The sequence below is a fragment of the Vibrio sp. N418 genome, assembly GCF_000222565.1.
GTDB classification, from domain to species: Bacteria; Pseudomonadota; Gammaproteobacteria; order Enterobacterales; family Vibrionaceae; genus Vibrio; species Vibrio scophthalmi.
The window spans coordinates 22855-39230 of the sequence record NZ_AFWD01000072.1 but is presented as its reverse complement, the minus strand read 5'-3'; the positions used below and the strand labels follow the sequence as shown (position 1 = coordinate 39230).

The 16376-nt window shown below is 45.4% G+C and carries 17 protein-coding genes; 9 read left to right on the top strand and 8 right to left on the bottom strand.

Annotated features, from left to right (window positions below):
- The first annotated feature begins 4 nt into the window (after positions 1 to 4).
- The 4 genes from RH86_RS16120 to btuD all read left to right on the top strand — a co-directional run bounded on the left by RH86_RS16120 (position 5) and on the right by btuD (position 4918).
- A complete protein-coding gene (locus RH86_RS16120; protein WP_009387285.1) occupies positions 5 to 1792 on the top strand; it encodes a M3 family oligoendopeptidase in 1788 nt (595 codons plus the stop codon).
- Positions 1793 to 2042: 250 nt separating this feature from the next.
- Positions 2043 to 3071 (top strand): succinylglutamate desuccinylase, encoded by a 1029-nt coding sequence (locus RH86_RS16115; RefSeq protein ID WP_009387283.1) that lies wholly within the window; start codon positions 2043 to 2045, stop codon positions 3069 to 3071.
- A gap of 109 nt (positions 3072 to 3180) precedes the next feature.
- Positions 3181 to 4176, top strand: coding sequence for a vitamin B12 ABC transporter permease BtuC (gene btuC, locus RH86_RS16110; RefSeq protein WP_009387281.1), 996 nt, complete (start codon positions 3181 to 3183; stop codon positions 4174 to 4176).
- Positions 4163 to 4918, top strand: a complete 756-nt coding sequence (gene btuD, locus RH86_RS16105; RefSeq protein WP_009387272.1) for a vitamin B12 ABC transporter ATP-binding protein BtuD — start codon at positions 4163 to 4165, stop codon at positions 4916 to 4918. The genes btuC and btuD overlap by 14 nt, the downstream gene beginning before the upstream one ends.
- Positions 4919 to 4952: 34 nt before the next feature.
- On the opposite strand, the gene RH86_RS16100 is transcribed toward btuD, so the two are convergent.
- The 4 genes from RH86_RS16100 to RH86_RS16085 all read right to left on the bottom strand — a co-directional run bounded on the left by RH86_RS16100 (position 4953) and on the right by RH86_RS16085 (position 8107).
- Positions 4953 to 5453 carry a GNAT family N-acetyltransferase gene (locus tag RH86_RS16100; protein WP_223296359.1) on the bottom strand — a complete coding sequence of 167 codons (501 nt, stop codon included), beginning with the start codon at positions 5451 to 5453 and terminating at the stop codon, positions 4953 to 4955.
- A gap of 98 nt (positions 5454 to 5551) precedes the next feature.
- On the bottom strand, positions 5552 to 6127 hold the full coding sequence (locus tag RH86_RS16095) for a nucleoside triphosphate pyrophosphohydrolase family protein (protein ID WP_009387269.1): 576 nt from the start codon (positions 6125 to 6127) through the stop codon (positions 5552 to 5554).
- Positions 6128 to 6275: 148 nt separating this feature from the next.
- Entirely contained in the window at positions 6276 to 6842 is a 567-nt protein-coding gene (locus RH86_RS16090) for a DUF1415 domain-containing protein (protein ID WP_009387267.1), read from the bottom strand.
- 56 nt (positions 6843 to 6898) lie between these two features.
- Positions 6899 to 8107: an MFS transporter gene (locus tag RH86_RS16085; protein ID WP_009387266.1), complete on the bottom strand. Its 1209-nt coding sequence runs from the start codon at positions 8105 to 8107 to the stop codon at positions 6899 to 6901.
- A 99-nt stretch (positions 8108 to 8206) separates the two neighbouring features.
- Here RH86_RS16085 and RH86_RS16080 point away from each other — a divergent pair, with 99 nt between their 5' ends.
- Positions 8207 to 9103: a LysR family transcriptional regulator gene (locus RH86_RS16080; RefSeq protein WP_009387265.1), complete on the top strand. Its 897-nt coding sequence runs from the start codon at positions 8207 to 8209 to the stop codon at positions 9101 to 9103.
- 60 nt (positions 9104 to 9163) lie between these two features.
- Here the strand turns inward: RH86_RS16080 and RH86_RS16075 are convergent, their stop codons facing one another.
- Entirely contained in the window at positions 9164 to 10393 is a 1230-nt protein-coding gene (locus tag RH86_RS16075; protein WP_009387264.1) for an NRAMP family divalent metal transporter, read from the bottom strand.
- A 414-nt stretch (positions 10394 to 10807) separates the two neighbouring features.
- On the opposite strand from RH86_RS16075, the gene RH86_RS16070 reads away from it, so the two are divergent.
- Positions 10808 to 11731, top strand: a complete 924-nt coding sequence (locus RH86_RS16070; RefSeq protein WP_009387263.1) for an arginase family protein — start codon at positions 10808 to 10810, stop codon at positions 11729 to 11731.
- Between the two features lie 68 nt (positions 11732 to 11799).
- Here the strand turns inward: RH86_RS16070 and RH86_RS16065 are convergent, their stop codons facing one another.
- Positions 11800 to 12027, bottom strand: coding sequence for a glutaredoxin family protein (locus RH86_RS16065; protein WP_005597514.1), 228 nt, complete (start codon positions 12025 to 12027; stop codon positions 11800 to 11802).
- 138 nt (positions 12028 to 12165) lie between these two features.
- Here RH86_RS16065 and RH86_RS16060 point away from each other — a divergent pair, with 138 nt between their 5' ends.
- Together RH86_RS16060 and rlmF are read left to right on the top strand one after the other, a co-directional pair.
- A complete protein-coding gene (locus RH86_RS16060; RefSeq protein ID WP_005597512.1) occupies positions 12166 to 12660 on the top strand; it encodes a M48 family metallopeptidase in 495 nt (164 codons plus the stop codon).
- 10 nt (positions 12661 to 12670) lie between these two features.
- The gene (gene rlmF / locus RH86_RS16055) at positions 12671 to 13828 is read left to right on the top strand and encodes a 23S rRNA (adenine(1618)-N(6))-methyltransferase RlmF (RefSeq protein ID WP_009387262.1); all 1158 of its coding nucleotides are present in this window, start codon (positions 12671 to 12673) and stop codon (positions 13826 to 13828) included.
- A gap of 98 nt (positions 13829 to 13926) precedes the next feature.
- Here the strand turns inward: rlmF and pilW are convergent, their stop codons facing one another.
- Together pilW and metA are read right to left on the bottom strand one after the other, a co-directional pair.
- Positions 13927 to 14688, bottom strand: a complete 762-nt coding sequence (gene pilW, locus RH86_RS16050; RefSeq protein WP_009387261.1) for a type IV pilus biogenesis/stability protein PilW — start codon at positions 14686 to 14688, stop codon at positions 13927 to 13929.
- Positions 14689 to 14871: 183 nt separating this feature from the next.
- Entirely contained in the window at positions 14872 to 15813 is a 942-nt protein-coding gene (gene metA / locus RH86_RS16045; RefSeq protein ID WP_009387260.1) for a homoserine O-acetyltransferase MetA, read from the bottom strand.
- Positions 15814 to 15942: 129 nt separating this feature from the next.
- On the opposite strand from metA, the gene RH86_RS16040 reads away from it, so the two are divergent.
- The gene (locus RH86_RS16040; protein WP_009387259.1) at positions 15943 to 16320 is read left to right on the top strand and encodes an AAA family ATPase; all 378 of its coding nucleotides are present in this window, start codon (positions 15943 to 15945) and stop codon (positions 16318 to 16320) included.
- The last annotated feature ends 56 nt before the right edge of the window (positions 16321 to 16376 follow it).

Genomic DNA, 16376 nt, shown 5'->3' with positions numbered 1-16376 from the left:
AATTATGACTGCACCAAGTTGGAATTTATCCATCGCTTATCAAGATTTAAATGATGCTAAGATCACACAAGATATTGAGCTGATTCAGCAGTGTATTCAAGTTCTCAATCAACACGTTGATCGCCGCGATTTAACGGCAGTGATGCAAAATGCGATTCAAACCAAAGAAGCGGCTGGGAAGTTATTAGCCACTATCAACACTTTTGCTCAATGTCATGCTTCGATTGATGCCATCAATCCTGGTGCGAAGTCATTAATTGGTAAGTTGGCGAAATTAAGCTCACAGTTATCGCAAGCCTATACACCATACCAAGATACCTTGGCGAATGCGCCCTTAGAGTACATCCAAGAAGTGCTCGATCACGATAGTGGTGATGTGTATGGACAGGCCTTTTTAATTGCTTGTGATAGAAAAATTGCCGACACCAAGTTAAGCGTGGCAGAGGAGCAACTGCTTGCCGCGATGCAAGTGGATGGGCGAGATGCTTGGAGTAGGATGTACGACAACATTACTGGCTCGCTACAGATCACACTCGATGATGGCCAAACGATAGGTTTTTCCCAAGCAGCAAGTTTGCTCTATGGTACTGATTTTGAGAAGCAACAATCGGCGTGGCGTGGTATTCAAGAGGCCATGGCGACCCACCAAGAGAGTTTTGCTGCCATTTTAAATGCACTGGCGGGTTGGCGTCTTAGTGAATATCAAAAACGCTCTTCTCAGTACAGCGTCCATTTTCTCGATCCAAGCTTGCATCAAAGCCGTATTCTGCCGGATACCTTAGATGCGATGATGGAGACGACACTCGCTCATCGTGATATCGGGCAAAAAGCTGGGCGCTTAATGGCGAAAGTGCATGGGTTGGAACAAATGCAACCATGGAACCATATGGCTGGTATGCCAAGCTTAGATGGCGATGCGGAGCAAAGTTACACATTCGATGCTGCTATTGAAGTGATCAAACAAGCATTCTCGGAAGTCGATCAAGAGATGGCGGACTTTGTTGACTTGATGGTAGAAAATGGTTGGATTGATGCTGAGCCAACACCAAATCGTCGTTTAGGTGCTTATTGTACCAAGTTTGCCGCTACCCGTACGCCACTGGTCTTTATGACTTGGGGCGGCAGTCGTTCAGATCTGATGACGCTTGCTCATGAATTAGGCCATGCGTTCCATAACTGGGTGATGCGCGATATGCCGCTGTGTCAAACTCGTTATCCAATGACGTTGGCTGAAACGGCCTCTATTTTTGCAGAAAACATCGTCCGTGATTCGCTACTGGCTAAGGCTCAAACTCGCGAACAAAAATTGGAAATGTTGTGGGAAGAGCTCTCTTCTGCCTATGCGTTATTGGTCAACATTCCGGTCCGCTATCAATTTGAAAAACATTTTTACCAACAGCGCCAAGAAGGCGAGCTGAGTGCTGATCAGCTATGCCAGTTAATGGATGAAACGTGGCGCGAGTGGTATGGCGATTCAATGAGCGAAAGCGATCCGTATTTTTGGGCGAGCAAATTGCATTTCTCTATTTCAGAAGTGAGCTTCTACAATTATCCGTATCTATTTGGTTACTTGTTCAGTAAAGGCGTTTACGCGCAAAGAGAAAGCAAGGGGAGTCGCTTCTATCCTGACTACGTGCAGTTATTACGTGATACCGGCTCAATGATGGCGGAAGACGTGGTTGAGCGTCACTTGGCGATGGATTTAACACAGGCCGATTTTTGGCGTCAGAGCCTGCAAATGGTTGAAGATAAAGTATCGCAATTTGAGGCGTTGCTCGCGCAAGGTGAGTAAACTCGCTAAGGAATCCGCCTTAGATCAACAAATTACCATTTTATCTTATGGTACTATCGTTTAGCCGAGTGATTGCTCGGCTATTTTGTACAGCACTCGCTTTCTTCTCTACGTGTTCCTCGGGCTGCGTAGCGTGGCAATGTTTGTTTTTTCGATGAAGCACGTAATTTCTATCCATAAGTGCGACCGCAGCGACAAAACTTGCTAGAACATTTTATTAACATACCGCTGTGCAATAAAGGAGTAGCGCATGACGAAGAAATTATTTCGGCAATCTTTTCTTTTTGACAGCTTAGACTTAGAAAACGATATGATTCCTGCTGAATCTATCGTGGCTTCGGGTACACGATTTAAATTGCATCAACGTGGTGTGTTGGAAGTGATTCCAGCTCGCCTTGATGTTGATAGTAAGCATATTGTTATCTCGTGTGGTGTTCATGGTGATGAAACCGCCCCGATGGAGTTAGTTGATCGGATTATTGAAGACATCGAGACAGGGTTTCAACCCGTTAAAGAGCGGTTGCTGTTTATTATTGCTCACCCTGAAGCGACCAATGCGCACACTCGTAGTATTGAAACTAATTTGAATCGACTGTTTGATGCCAAGCGCCACGAGCCAAGTAAAGAGCTTGCTATTGCTGATATGCTCAAGCAGCAGGTGAGTGACTTTTTCACTGGTACGCAAGATGAGCAGCGTTGGCACTTTGATCTGCACTGCGCCATTCGCCAGTCTAAGCACTATACTTTTGCCGTTAGCCCAAAAGCTCGACATCCTGTGCGTAGTCGAGAGTTGATGGATTTCGTCTGTAGTGCACATCTAGAAGCGCTGCTGTTTTCTAACGCGCCATCAAGTACGTTTAGTTGGTTTAGCGCTGAGAATTTTGCTGCGCAAGCGCTGACGGTTGAACTGGGTAGCGCGGCGAGAATTGGTGACAATGACCTGAAAAAGTTGATTGCTTTTGACCTCGCATTACGTGACTTGGTCAGTGCCAGCGAGGCGGAGCATTTACCGCGTAAGCCGGTAATGTATCGTGTCAGTCGTACCATTGTTCGCATTCATGATGATTTTGATTTCTTATTTGGTGATGATGTTGAAAACTTTACCAGCTTTAAGCACGGTGAAGTCTTTGGCCATGATGGGCAAAAACCGTTAATGGCGAAAAACGAAGAGGAAGCGATCGTTTTTCCAAATCGCCATGTTGAAATCGGCCAACGAGCGGCATTAATGATCTGTCCTGTTCAAGTTCGTTATGAAGATGGACAAATCGTCTACGATTAGTTGCTAAACATCTAAAATTTCTTTCTATTTAAATGGCTTAACGGTATCGTTAGGCCATTATTTTTTCTCGTTATTTTGTATTCGATACGGATAAGCACCTCTCTACGCTATGGACTTTACTCAACTTCTGGCTCGCAAACATAAACGATGGCAACGCACGATAGGTTGGGTGGTTTTTGCGCTAATTTCTATCAGCTCGCTCTACCTTATGGTGGGAGAACTGTTCATCAATCCGTTCAACTCTCTTTCATCCCTTGAGCAACAATTGATGACACAATTGCGCTTGCCACGACTATTGGCGGCGATTGCCATTGGTGCCTCTTTGGCGGTTTCAGGCGCCGTATTGCAAGTTTTGCTTGGTAATGTCTTAGCGGAGCCGGGGGTACTCGGTATCTCTGGCGGCGCCAGTGTGATGATGGTATTGCTGCTGTTTTTTCTGCCAGCATTCGCCACCCCAATCGGGTTTATGTTCGCCGCGATTCTTGGTGCATTAGCGTTTACCTTGTTACTGGTTGTGATGACCAGAGCACTACGCTTAACCACAACGCGTTTGCTGCTGGTGGGTGTTGCGCTTGGTATTCTCGCTGGGGCAGTTGTCACCTGGGCATTCTATTTTAGTGACGATTTAAGTCTTAGAATTTTGATGTACTGGTTGATGGGTAGCATCGGCGGTACGAGTTGGTATCAACACATTTTGACTTTAGTGATGATCCCAGTTCTAGTATGGCTTTGCTGCAAAGGTGCTTTGCTTGATAAGTTAATGATGGGCGAAACCCACGCCAAGCAACTTGGTATTGATGTTGAAAGCATGCGCTGGAAGTTGATTTTGGCGGTTTCAGTGTTAGTCGGTTGTACTGTTGCATTAGGCGGTGTGATCAGCTTTGTTGGTTTAGTGGTTCCACATTTACTCCGTTTAGCATTAGGCAGTGAAAACCGCTATCTATTGCCGATTTCAGCGTTAACTGGTGCGCTGCTGGTGGTGTTTGCTGATTTGATCGCGCGAACAGCGTTGAGTGCCGGTGAATTGCCATTGGGTGTCGTAACAACCTCAATTGGTGCGCCAATATTTATCTGGATGCTGGTGAAAAATCATGATTCTCGTTAATTCGCTCTGTGTCGGTTCACGACTGCTCCCTTTATCTTTTCATGCTGAACCCGGTGAGATAGTGCATGTGATTGGCCCAAATGGCAGTGGCAAAAGCACACTTTTAGCTGCGGTGGCCGGCCTATTGGAATCGACAGGTGAAACAACCATTGCTGATCTCTCTGTTAATCAAGCATCGATTTCTCAGTTAGCGGATTATCGCGCTTTTCTCGCGCAATCAGACCGTCCGGCTTTCAACTTAGAAGTGTCGCATTATCTGTCGTTATCGATTCCTGCCCACGCGAAATTTAAGCTCAATGAAGTTGAAGAAGCGGTACTTGAGTTATCGGAGATCTTGCAGCTAGAGGATAAGTTACATCGAAGTATTCACCAGCTATCAGGTGGTGAATGGCAACGGGTGAGACTGTGTGCCATTTGTTTGCAAATCTGGCCAAAGCTTAACCCCTTTGCCAAGGTGCTGATTTTGGATGAACCAGCAGCGCCGCTCGATATTGGTCAAGAAGCTTTGTTGTATCAACTGATTGATCGGGTTGCAGCGATGGGATTGACTGTCTTGATGTCTAATCACGATTTGAACCGAACCTTAAAACATGCCGATAAAGCCTTGTTGTTAGAACAAGGGGTGATGAATGCATTTGGTCCGGTAAATAAAGTGCTTGATCCTGAACGGTTGTCAGCGGTGTTTAATACTCGCGTGGAAAGAGTGGAACTAAAAGATAAGAGCATTTTATTATTTGATTGATGGCGTACTGCAGCTCACATAGAGGATTAGCGCGTTAATTAAGATCCAAGCGATATTCGATACAGTCCAGAGTTTCTCCCTGTACTTGGGTGAATTTTGCTAGGCGATGATGCGCTTTAAAGCCTTGTGAAGAGAGAACTTTCTGCGAAGCGATATTGGTCACGGAGGCGAGGGCAACCAAACGTTTTAGCTTGAGTATTTTTGCTTGCTCAATCATGAGCTTCACCCCTTTTTTCGCCAGCCCTTTCTTTACCCATGGCTTGCCGAGTCGATAACCAAGAAAGGCTTTTCCTTGGTGCATGTTGGCTAGGTTGACCCGCCCAACGAGATTGTCGTGACGATCGAGCAATAACGTTGAATAGGCTCTGTTTAGAGTCTGATCGAGCAGCAGTTCGGCGATATGGGTTTGCACGCCAAGTAGAGTATAGAAATCCTCTTCACGTGGTGTGATGTGCCGTTCAAACCAACCACGATTTTTTTGCTCGAACGTCAGTAATGTCGGAGCGTGTTCCATGGTAAGAGGGATGAGTTTCACGATTAAATCCATGTGACTGGCTTGCTCACTGTCTGTTTACTGCTTTTCATGTCTGCACTTAAAAATAAAGCCACCCGAAGGCAGCTTTAGTCTATCTGTTACTTTGTCAGTTGCGCGAGGTCAGCCGGACGGTAGTAAACCGATTTTAGTACCTTACCTTGACGGATGGTCTTCGCGTCTGAGACGAAGTCTTCTGCACACTTCGCAATGATGTAATCGCCTTTAGTCACCGCCATTAATTTAATACCTTGCTCTGCGTAAAAAGCTTCAGTTTCTGCATACTCTTTTTCGTTACGGCACACTTTGCTCATGTTGCTTGAGTGTACTTCATCCCAACAAGGTAGGAAGTCGATTCCGCGGTTCACAGCAACGTTAAGCAGCAGGTCGATTAGGTAGCTGATCGCAAGGTTGTCTTCAACTTTGTCGTTACCAAGGTGTACAAGGCGGCCCATCAAAACGTAAACGCTGTCGATGATCGCGTCTGCTTGTTCAGTTTTATTGTCCGCTTCCGCAAGTTCTGTCAATTCTTCGATAGCCAGTGAGGTGTGCAGCGTGTCGGCTTTAGCGTCTAGGCTTTCTGGCGCAGCAACGGGTAGGTCGAAAGTGCTACGGAATTCGTTAATATCACAGTAAAGGTGATCGAAAATTTCTTGAGTCAGTTTTGATAAATACATGCGCTTAAATCCGGCAATAACAAATATCGCGCAATATTAGCAAACGCATGCTCTCCTCGCCATGGTTCGACGCGAATTAGCCAATTGATCGAGTAAGAAATCACACATTCGTCAGCACCAAGAGCTGATGCTGACGATAGAGAAGGAATTAACTAAATAAGTAAGGAAAGAGCTGTTTGCGCTCTTCGCTGGTAAGTGCGCCAACACGGGCAATATTGGTTTCTGGAATCGCTTCCGGATCAGGGTAATGTTTGAGTACTTTTTCCATGCTTTCTTCGCGGATCAGGTGGAAAACCGGCACCGGTGAACGATTGGTCAAATTGGAGTCATCGTCAGGCTCACAATCGGCAAAACAGTAATCGGGATGGAAGGTCGCGACTTGGAAAATACCATCCCAACCTTGTTGGCGGATCAAGCCTTCAACCCAATCAATGAACAGGTTGTAGTCCCAAAAGTCCGCGAGCATATTTGGCACGGCGACCAGTGTTGTTTCCAGTTCGTTTACTGGGGTTTGGTCGAGCCTTAATAGCTGGTTAAAGATGTCTTCCAATAAAGCTTCGTCGGTTGTTGCTTGGCTAACAAAAATTTCAATCTGTTTGTTGCGCTGCGGCTTTGCTGCAAAAGGGCAAAGGTTTAATCCAATAACGACATCGTTGAGCCATTGATTGACTTGCAAAGCAATGTCTGGCTGTTGAGTTGAGTGTGGGCAATTCATCGTGCTTCCTGATATTTGCATGCCTTTTGATTTTTTATAATGGCATGAGGCTAGTTTTACCGCGTAATGATACCAGATTTCGCCAGTTGGTTTTTAGGTTTCGTTTGTAGGCGCAGGCAGAGCCAAAATATCAATAGGTAGAGTACACTACCGGCAAGGATGACAGCTGCCCAGCCGCCATGTTGCCAGCTGTAGATTAAATAGAACCCGCCTAAACTGCCTCCAATGTAATAGTGCACCAAGTAAAGTGCGGTTGCCGTCGCTTTGGCTCGTTTCGCTTTCTGACTCACCCAGGCATAAGCAAGAGTATGGGTAAAGAATGCGCCAAAACTGATCAGCAACAATCCCATGACCATCCAGATAAGTTGATCAAAGTAGGCCACGAGCATCCCAAGTAAACTGATGGTGGTTCCAATCATCATCCCGTGAATGGCTGAATAGTGGCGGTTCCATGTTGCGGTGAGTTTGGAGCTTAATGTCCCCGCCAGATAACAGAGAAAGATCATCGAGGCGATACCAATCGGTAATTGATGAGGGGGCGCGACCAAGCGAAACGCCATCACGGAATAGAGGTTAACAAATAGGGCAAAGTTGAGGCCACCAATCAACATCGCCAGCCAGATGGTACGATTGCGAAGGTGGGAAAGTAGTGCGCGATTGTGATAACGAAGCATCCCTTTCTGCGCTTTAAAGTGACGCTGATGCGGCAATAACCCGATTACGATAAAGGCACCGATTATGGTTAAAATAGCCATAGTAATGACGGCTGACTGCCAACCTAGATGTTCGGTTAACATCCCACCTAGGATTCGACCACTAATACCGCCCAGTGAATTGGCAGCGATGTAAGTGCCAATCGCTTGACTAAAGGCTTTTGGGCTGAGCTCTTCTACCATGTAAGCCACTGCCACAGACGCGAAAGCGGCTAACGCGATGCCCATTACTGCACGCAGTAATACCAAACCGATCAATGAATCAGTAAACAGCATAGCAAGGCTGATAACAGGTAAAACGAGTAGCCCAAACAACATCACATTTCGTCGCCCAAACCGTTCAGAGCCCACCGCCCAAGGAACTAATGAAATTGAAAGGGCGAGGGTGGTCGCAGCAAAAATCCAATTGACCTGAGTTTCAGATACGGCAAAGTGGTTAGCCATATAAGGCAGCATGGGCTGAAATAGGTATAAGTTACAGAAAATCAAAAATGAGCCAAGTGCCAGACTTAGCGTGACTTTTTGATACTGCGGTGTGCGACATTCGATCATGGGACTTCTGATTTATCGTTGTGGTTGTGATCAAATTAGCAGCGAGATGGGAATAAATAAAATATATTAAAAATATCACCTTAATATAATTTGTATATCATGAATTCAAAACAGCTCAAGTATTTTGTTACCGTAGCGGAATTTGGTCATTTTACTCATGCCGCCAAAGCGTTACACATTGCCCAACCCGCACTGAGTATCTCGATTAAAAAGTTTGAGCAAACACTTGGCATGGAATTGTTTCGTCGAGAAGAAAGGCGCGTCGAACTCACCGATGAAGGGCGTGTATTATTGGAGCATGCTAAACGGGTATTGCAACAAATCGAAGATGCAAAGCTGGCAATGGATGAGTTGAAAGGGTTGGAGAAAGGAGAAGTAAGATTAGGTGCACCCAGTATGATGGGTTCCTATTTTTTTCCGCAGGTGTTAATGGCGTTTAAAAGCCGTTATCCCAATTTAAAGTTGGTGCTGATTGATGCAGGCACGAGCTCCATTCGCCAAATGTTATTGGATGGGGAACTTGATATTGGTGTGATCAATCAAGATAACGTGCCCGACGATCTAGAAACTGATCACCTGCTCAGCTCGGAAATGGTGGCGGTGGTTGGCCGAGAGCATCCTTTTGCTGACTATAGTTCGCTACGCTTCGATGATTTTTTCCAACAAGAACTGGTGATGTTTAAAGATGGCTACTTTCACCGTGACTATATCGAAGCAAAGGCAAAGGAGCACAATCATCAACTACAGTGTGCGTTTGAAACCAACCTATTACCTCTGATCTTGAGTATCGTGCGGCGTGAATTTGCGATTACCGCTTTGCTAGAATTAGTTACCCATCATGAATCTGACGTGGTGGGTATTCCTTTTGAGCAACCCGTAAAACTCGATTTAGCGTTGGCGTGGCGCAAAGATGGCTATCTCTCGATTGCCGATCGCACCTTTATCGAATTTGTAAAAAGTTTTACCTTGAATGAGCCGATTGCGGTTGGTGAATAGACAAAAGAGCCGCGAGCGGCTCTTTTGTCGTTGGAATGTATTATCTGTTTTGGAGCGAGGTTAGCCCATAAACTTGCTTACGAAGTTGCCAATGTTGGTCACGCTTGAAGCGGCCATCACCACCACAATCGTCACACCAATCGCCGTTAGGTACATTGGGTGTTTGTAGTCACCAATGATGTCTTTGCGGCGTGTTGCAGCCAGTACCATGCCAAGAACGATAGGCAGGATGATACTGTTCACCAGGCCGGCTAGCATCAGCAGTAAAATTGGCATGTTCATCGTTACTGTACCAAGGCTAGTGACTAGGATAAATGCCACACACCATGCTTTTTCATTGCGAGCAACCGTTGGGAATAGGGTTTTGATCAGTGAGATAGCCATGTAAGAGTTGCCGACTACCGAAGTAATTGACGCGACAAACAGTACCAAACCAAAGATGAAGTAACCTGTTTCACCGGCACCTTGACGGAAAGCATCTGCTGCTGGGTTTGAGCTATCGAGTACCGCTCCTGCTGAGATAACACCAAACACGGCCAAGAACAGTAGAATACGAATCACAACCGCGATTGAAATACCTGCCCAAGCCGCCGTTTTGATTGAAGGAATGTTTTCTTTACCTTGCAAGCCGATATCAACTAGGCGTTGTGCGCCCGTGTAGTAACCGCCGACCGCGCCACCAACGATGGTAAGCGTTGGCAAAAGAAGGCTACTAAAATCAGAAGGCATCACCGCGGCTGTTAGCGTTTCACCCATTGGTGGAAGGCTGGTCATAGCGACGTAAGCGATAAGGATAATCATGAATAGGCCAAGGTAGCGCGCCATTTGATCCATTCGTTTAGACGCGTTGTGCACGACGAAAAGTAAGCTACCAACCAGACCGGTAAACAATGCTCCCCAAGTCGTATCAATGCCGGTTAGCACATTGATGCCTAGAGCCGCACCACTGACGTTACCAAAGTTGAAAGCGACTGCGCCAAGTGCCAGTAGAATACCAACAGCGTAACCCATACCTGGAGCCACTTTGTTCGCAATGTCTTGGATGCGTAGACCAGATACGCCAACAATGCGCCACAAGTTCATCACAATACCAAAAGTGATAAACATTGAAGCGAAAACAGGGAAGGCCATGTCGACTTTGTAGATGTTGGTAAATACAGCCGTTTGCGTAAGGAAACCTGGACCCACAGAAGTGGTTGCCATTAAGAATGCTACGCTAAGAATTGCTTTAGATTGCCAAGATGTTTGGCTGTCGTTTGACGCTGGAGCTGAGGTAGTTTGTGTAGTCATGCCGAATCTCAAATTTGTTGTCTCTCTACTTTTAAAAAATAGAAACACAACTGACCGAAATCAGCTGAATCTGTGCGGGTAATACTTTGTAAAACAAGTGGTTTTTTCAAACCCTTTACTTGCTGGCGGCGGATATTAAAGAGCTAAGTGACACTTGTCAACATTTGTTTTGTTGTTTAAGAAGATAAATTTACGATCGTATTTGAACTTCAATTATTGCTATTAGGCTGGGTGCATATTGGCCTTGCCTACGATGATAATTGTTATGCTATCGAGTGAGTAAAGGGCGATAGCGTGTGAAGTGGCTCTCTAACTCAGGTCTTTCTAGTAGCTCAATAGTCGAGAGCGAGTTATCAAGCTTTAAGGTGTTAAATCAACCACCAAATCAAACAGAGCATATTAAGGAGTTTATCTATGCCAAGAACCTTCGATGTTATCGGTGCCCCCTTTAATCAACTGGGTTGTTACCCAACGAGTGAAAATACGGTAGAGGGGCTACGACGATTGAATGAAGGTTCATGGATGGGTCTAACGGAGTGGATGGCGGTGAGGAATCAGCGTTGGGGGGCAGATATACGCGACCTCGGAGATGTACAACCGACGCAAAAAGTCCTTGATATGATCGCGCAGGCGCAAAAAGAGTCTGCCCTCAAACACTATTGTGATGAGCTAAAAAATAAAGTGATAGCGTCGTATCAGAACCAGCGTGTGCCAATCACTCTGGGCGGCGATCATTCTATCGCCGTGGGCACTGTTCAAGCGGCATTAGAGTATTATCAAAAACAACAGGGTAAGCGAGTGGCGGTGATCTGGGTGGATGCTCACGCCGATTGTAATAACAGTCTGGCCAGTAATTTACATGGTAAGCCTTTGGCGCTATTGATGGACCAATATCTTCACAATGGTTGGCAAGTAGAGCCAGAATTGGCACTCAGCCCTCGTGATGTGTATTACGTGGCGGTCCGTGATTTAATGCCTAACGAGCATCAATTGATGCAGCGCTATGACATGGTCAATTTCGATATGGCGATGATTGAATCGTTGGGTATTGATTGGGTGCTGAAACAATTACTCGCTAAGGTTGAACAAGAGTATGACCATGTTTATTTGTCGTTTGATTACGACGCGTTAGATGGCAGCGTATTCCGAGCCTGCGCGACGCCAAATGTGGGGGGCTTGAGCGCAAGGGAAGCGTTGCATTTAGTCTATGGAATCGCTCAACACCCTAAGTTTATCGGCGCGGATTTTGTTGAATACTTACCAGAAAAAGATGGTGAAGAGATTTCAAAAGAGCTGATGATTAAGTTGATTGATGCGGTATGGGGGTTTAGAGCGTAGGTAACGAGTTGCGTTGGCTAAAACAAAAATGGGTGGAAATTCCACCCATTTAACTTCCTGAAGTAATACTAACTTTGATACATCTTCTCAAAGTTCTTCTGATTCCAACCGACCATAATTTGGTCACCGATCTTCAATACAGGGATAGAGCGAGCACCCATCGCTTGTAGTTCTTTGCGTCCGCGCTGCATTTTTGCGTTGGTCAAACGGTATGGGTAGCCTTTTGAGTCAAGATAGCGCTGCGCATCTTTACAGTGTGGACATTTGTCGGCGACATATAAAACCAGTCTTTTCATACTGAGCCTTTTTAAATCAGGAGATGAAGAAATTGGCTGGAGTATAGGCGAATAGCGCGCATGCGACAATGATTCGAGTGATGAGTGCGGGTAATTGGGGTAAACTTAGGCCGTTATTGATTATGTTGTCGAGTCACTATGAATCCTGCGTTGCGTTATATCCAAGGGTATCCTGAACATATCCTTACGCCAGTGTCACAAATGCTTGAGTCTGGCCGTTTCTGTGCTTGGTTTGAAAAACGCTATCCAGAGCGTCATAAGATTCAAAGTGAAAAAGCGTTGTATGAATATACCATCGCGCTGAAAAACCAATATATGAAGAAAACGTCACCACTGAGTAAGGTGGTGTATGACAATAAGATCCACCTAATTAATAACGCGTTAGGGCTACACACTTATACTGCGAAGGTGCACGGCGGAAAAATAAAATCGAAGAACGAGATTCGTATCGCTAGCATGTTCAAAGATGCACCAGAACCCTTATTGCGTATGCTCGTGGTTCATGAGCTTGCCCATTTAAAAGAGAAAGATCATAACAAATCGTTCTATCAACTTTGCTGTCATATGGAACCTGAATATCATCAATTGGAGCTGGATGCTCGTTTGTTTATGATTTATCGAGAACAGAAGTAACCAATTCGCTATGAGTACAAATGATGCGCCGCGCGACAAGCGCGCCCCACGATCCGCTAAAACAACCAAAGGGTCGTCAACCAAGCGTCCGGCCAATAAAAACGGTGTAAAACGTGGCATGAGCGCTAAGAGCGACAAAGTGTCATCGAGTAGTGTGACAAACATTACTCAACTGAAAGGTCAGCAAGGGCTGCACAAGCGTAACGTTCATCAAGGACGTTACGATTTTGCACGCTTGGTGAAAGCGCTTCCCGAGCTTGCAAAACATGTGGTTAAAAACCCAGTTGGTGAAGCGACGATCCGTTTTGATGATCCTATTGCGGTGAAGCTATTAAACAAAGCGTTACTGGCTGAACATTACAGTGTCACGCAGTGGAATATACCTGAGGGGTATTTGTGTCCGCCTATCCCTGGTCGTGCGGATTATATTCATCGTTTAGCAGATTTGCTTTCATCAGAAGCACCAAAGCTTAACCACAAGCTTATCAGGGCGCTGGATATTGGTGTTGGCGCTAACTGTATTTATCCGATTGTCGGTGCGACGCAATACGGCTGGCACTGTGTGGGCAGCGATGTTGATTCGGTGTCAGTGGACAACTCAAATCGTATCGCCACAGAGAACGATGTATTAGTCGGTAATGTTGAGTGTCGCTTGCAAAGTGACAGTCGTCATTTCTTCCAAGGCATCATACAGCCGGGTGAATACTATGATGTGACCACGTGTAATCCACCTTTTCATAGTTCGTTAGAAGAAGCACAGAAAGGCACCGAGCGTAAAATCGCCAACCTTAATGCACATAAGGCAAAGCGCGGCAATGTGAAAGCTGAGAAGGCAACGTCTACACCAGTAAAAACCGCATCAAAACAAAGCACCACGCTCAATTTTGGCGGTCAAAAAGCCGAGTTATGGTGCCCGGGGGGCGAAGCCTCTTTTGTTAAAAACCTCGCGTATGAGAGTGAAAAGTTTGCCACACAGGTGCTATGGTTTACGACCTTGATTTCAAAAAAAGATAACGTCCGTTGGTTGTGCAAAAACTTGGAAAAAGTGGCTGCCAAGCAAGTGACGATTGTCGAGATGAGCCAAGGGCAGAAGATCAGCCGATTTGTTGCGTGGAGCTTTAAAGACCAAGCTCAGCGAGCGGCATGGTTATCGCTTAAATCTCGCTAATACTCGTAAAACTCTGTTTAAGCCCGCTGCTAATGCGGGCTTTTTTGTGACCGTGATTGATATTGGTGGTTGAGACGCGGCTCTATCGTTATCCCAGATCATGTGTTGATTTCGGCCAGTTGTTGCTGATAGCGCTCGACAAGAGTTGCGTTGTTGGCTTTGGTTTCTAGTGCAATCATTAACGTAAGTACTTTGCGCTTCACAGGCAAATTTAACTCTTCGGTCTGCATTAATCGAAACAATCGCAAGCGAGCCTCATTCAGTTGGCTCTGGCTAATTTCAAGTTTTGCTAAGTTCAATACTGCACGATGGCGAGTCGGTTCATAATCAATTGCTCTTGAGAAATAGAGCATTGCTTTATTGATGTCTCCTGATTTGATGGCGCAAAAGGCGGCATTTTCGTAACTAGCCGAAATGGAATAATACCTCGGCTGTTTGATCGCTTGTTTGAAATAACCTTCAGCCGCTGTGAAGTTACCTTGTTTACAAAGAAAGGTACCGTAGTTATTGAGTACGTTGCCATTGTTGGGGTGTAAGGCGAGTGTATTGCGATACAAGTTTTCCGCGTATTGATATTCACCAACTTGTTGGTGATAGTGGGCGAGTGAGAGTTGAGCGCGATAGTAATCAGGTGTGTGTTGCAGGGCTTTTTCAAAATTCTCTCGCGCTTTTGCTAGATTACCTTGTTGCAGATAGCCAATCCCAAGCTCAATCCGTGCTTCGGCTTTTTCTTGGGATGAGATATTGAGTGTTACACGTTCATCGGTGTGAATGGTGACACAGGCGGAAAGTAATAACAGACAGCTGGTGGCGATAAGTGTCTGGTTATTTGTGATAACTTTGCGAATACAAAATGTCATGACCAACCCCTTGGTTATGAGGGGATTATAATCACGGCAACGCGCGGAAAGCCCTGTAGAGCGGGTGAGTATATGGTTAACATGCGAGTTGAACGGCAGCAAAGAATGTAAAAAAAGGCCATGCGTGATGGCCTTTTGGGAGTGTTGTCGTTGTTCGAGAGTGGTTTACTCTTGTCTTTCCGATTAGTCGTCTTTAGTAAAGTTCGCTTCACTAAAGTGCTCAAGGTCAAACGGTGTTTGTTGATAAACACAGTAATTGAGCCAGTTTGAGAACAATAGATGACCATGGCTACGCCAACTGGCGCGTGGATTGTTCTGTGGGTCATTATTTGGGTAATAGTTTACCGGAACCACGGGTTCCATCCCTTCATTACTATCTCGCACATATTCATTGTGTAGGGTATGGGCATCGTATTCAGGGTGTCCTGTAACAAACACATTGCGCTTGTCTTTCGTTGACGCTAAGTAAACACCAGCAACATCGGATGTGGCTAGAATATCCAGATCAGTGTGTTCGCTTAAATACTCTGACGAAAAATCAGCATAACGAGAATGGGGCGCTAGAAACTCATCATCAAAACCACGCAGTAGAGCATGGTAAGGTTGCTGCACTTGATGGCGATACACGCCGGACAGTTTCTCTTTACGAGTTCGTTTTGGTAAATCGTAGAGCAGTTTTAAGCCCGCTTGCGCAGCCCAGCACACATATAGCGTCGAGGTGACATGTTCTTTGGCCCAGCTCATAATATTCTTTAAGTGATCCCAATAAATCACATCCTCAAATTGCACCAAACCCAGAGGGGCACCGGTGATGATCATGCCATCAAAATTACGTTGCTTGACCATTTCAAATTGACGATAGAAGGTATCAAGATGTTGAGTGGGTGTATTCTTACTTGGACGGTTATCAATGCGTAGCAATTCAATATCTACTTGCAGCGGGCTATTTGATAACAGGCGCAAAAACTGAGTTTCCGTCTCGATTTTTTTCGGCATTAGATTGAGGATTAACACCTTCAGTGGACGAATGTTCTGTGTCGCAGCACGAGTTTCGGGCATAACGAAGATATTTTCTTCGCGTAGCACATCTGAAGCGGGTAATTGATCGGGGATCCTAATCGGCACAGCTTTCTCCCTAAAGCAGCTTTGGACGTCTATACATCCAAACTTACCTGAATCAATTTGAGATGTCGATAACAAATTTAAGTATAATCAACAGCAATTGTTCAATATCCCTTAAGCCCCATTAGCAGTATGCCTAAATTAACACTTATTCGTGGTTTACCCGGCTCGGGAAAGAGCACTTTGGCAAGCACTTATCAAACTGCTCATTTTGAAGCGGATATGTATTTTGCTCTCACAACCGGTGAGTATCATTTTGATCCGTTGCAATTGGAAGATGCCCATCAGTGGTGCCAAGCGCAAACGGAAGCGACCCTTAAAAATGGTCAAGATGTAGTGGTTTCCAATACGTTCGTTCGCCGTTGGGAAATCAAACACTATTATCAGATGGCGAAGAGGTTAGGGGCTGAATTTGAAGTGATTGAATGTCTCGGTCAGTATCAAAATATTCATGGGGTATCGCAAGCGGTGATTGAGAAAATGCGCAGTCGCTGGCAGTCATGGCAATAGGCTTTATCACTGGTGGTGAAAGACGGCTAAATATATGAGTAAAAAATAAAGCGTGG

Excerpts from the sequence above, each read along its gene's own strand:
- RH86_RS16120 (WP_009387285.1), top strand. The coding sequence starts at position 5 with ATGACTGCACCAAGTTGGAATTTATCCATCGCTTATCAAGATTTAAAT.
- RH86_RS16115 (WP_009387283.1), top strand. The coding sequence starts at position 2,043 with ATGACGAAGAAATTATTTCGGCAATCTTTTCTTTTTGACAGCTTAGAC.
- btuC (WP_009387281.1), top strand. The coding sequence starts at position 3,181 with ATGGACTTTACTCAACTTCTGGCTCGCAAACATAAACGATGGCAACGC.
- btuD (WP_009387272.1), top strand. The coding sequence starts at position 4,163 with ATGATTCTCGTTAATTCGCTCTGTGTCGGTTCACGACTGCTCCCTTTA.
- RH86_RS16095 (WP_009387269.1), bottom strand. The coding sequence starts at position 6,127 with ATGTATTTATCAAAACTGACTCAAGAAATTTTCGATCACCTTTACTGT.
- RH86_RS16090 (WP_009387267.1), bottom strand. The coding sequence starts at position 6,842 with ATGAATTGCCCACACTCAACTCAACAGCCAGACATTGCTTTGCAAGTC.
- RH86_RS16085 (WP_009387266.1), bottom strand. The coding sequence starts at position 8,107 with ATGATCGAATGTCGCACACCGCAGTATCAAAAAGTCACGCTAAGTCTG.
- RH86_RS16080 (WP_009387265.1), top strand. The coding sequence starts at position 8,207 with ATGAATTCAAAACAGCTCAAGTATTTTGTTACCGTAGCGGAATTTGGT.
- RH86_RS16075 (WP_009387264.1), bottom strand. The coding sequence starts at position 10,393 with ATGACTACACAAACTACCTCAGCTCCAGCGTCAAACGACAGCCAAACA.
- RH86_RS16070 (WP_009387263.1), top strand. The coding sequence starts at position 10,808 with ATGCCAAGAACCTTCGATGTTATCGGTGCCCCCTTTAATCAACTGGGT.
- RH86_RS16065 (WP_005597514.1), bottom strand. The coding sequence starts at position 12,027 with ATGAAAAGACTGGTTTTATATGTCGCCGACAAATGTCCACACTGTAAA.
- RH86_RS16060 (WP_005597512.1), top strand. The coding sequence starts at position 12,166 with ATGAATCCTGCGTTGCGTTATATCCAAGGGTATCCTGAACATATCCTT.
- rlmF (WP_009387262.1), top strand. The coding sequence starts at position 12,671 with ATGAGTACAAATGATGCGCCGCGCGACAAGCGCGCCCCACGATCCGCT.
- pilW (WP_009387261.1), bottom strand. The coding sequence starts at position 14,688 with ATGACATTTTGTATTCGCAAAGTTATCACAAATAACCAGACACTTATC.
- RH86_RS16040 (WP_009387259.1), top strand. The coding sequence starts at position 15,943 with ATGCCTAAATTAACACTTATTCGTGGTTTACCCGGCTCGGGAAAGAGC.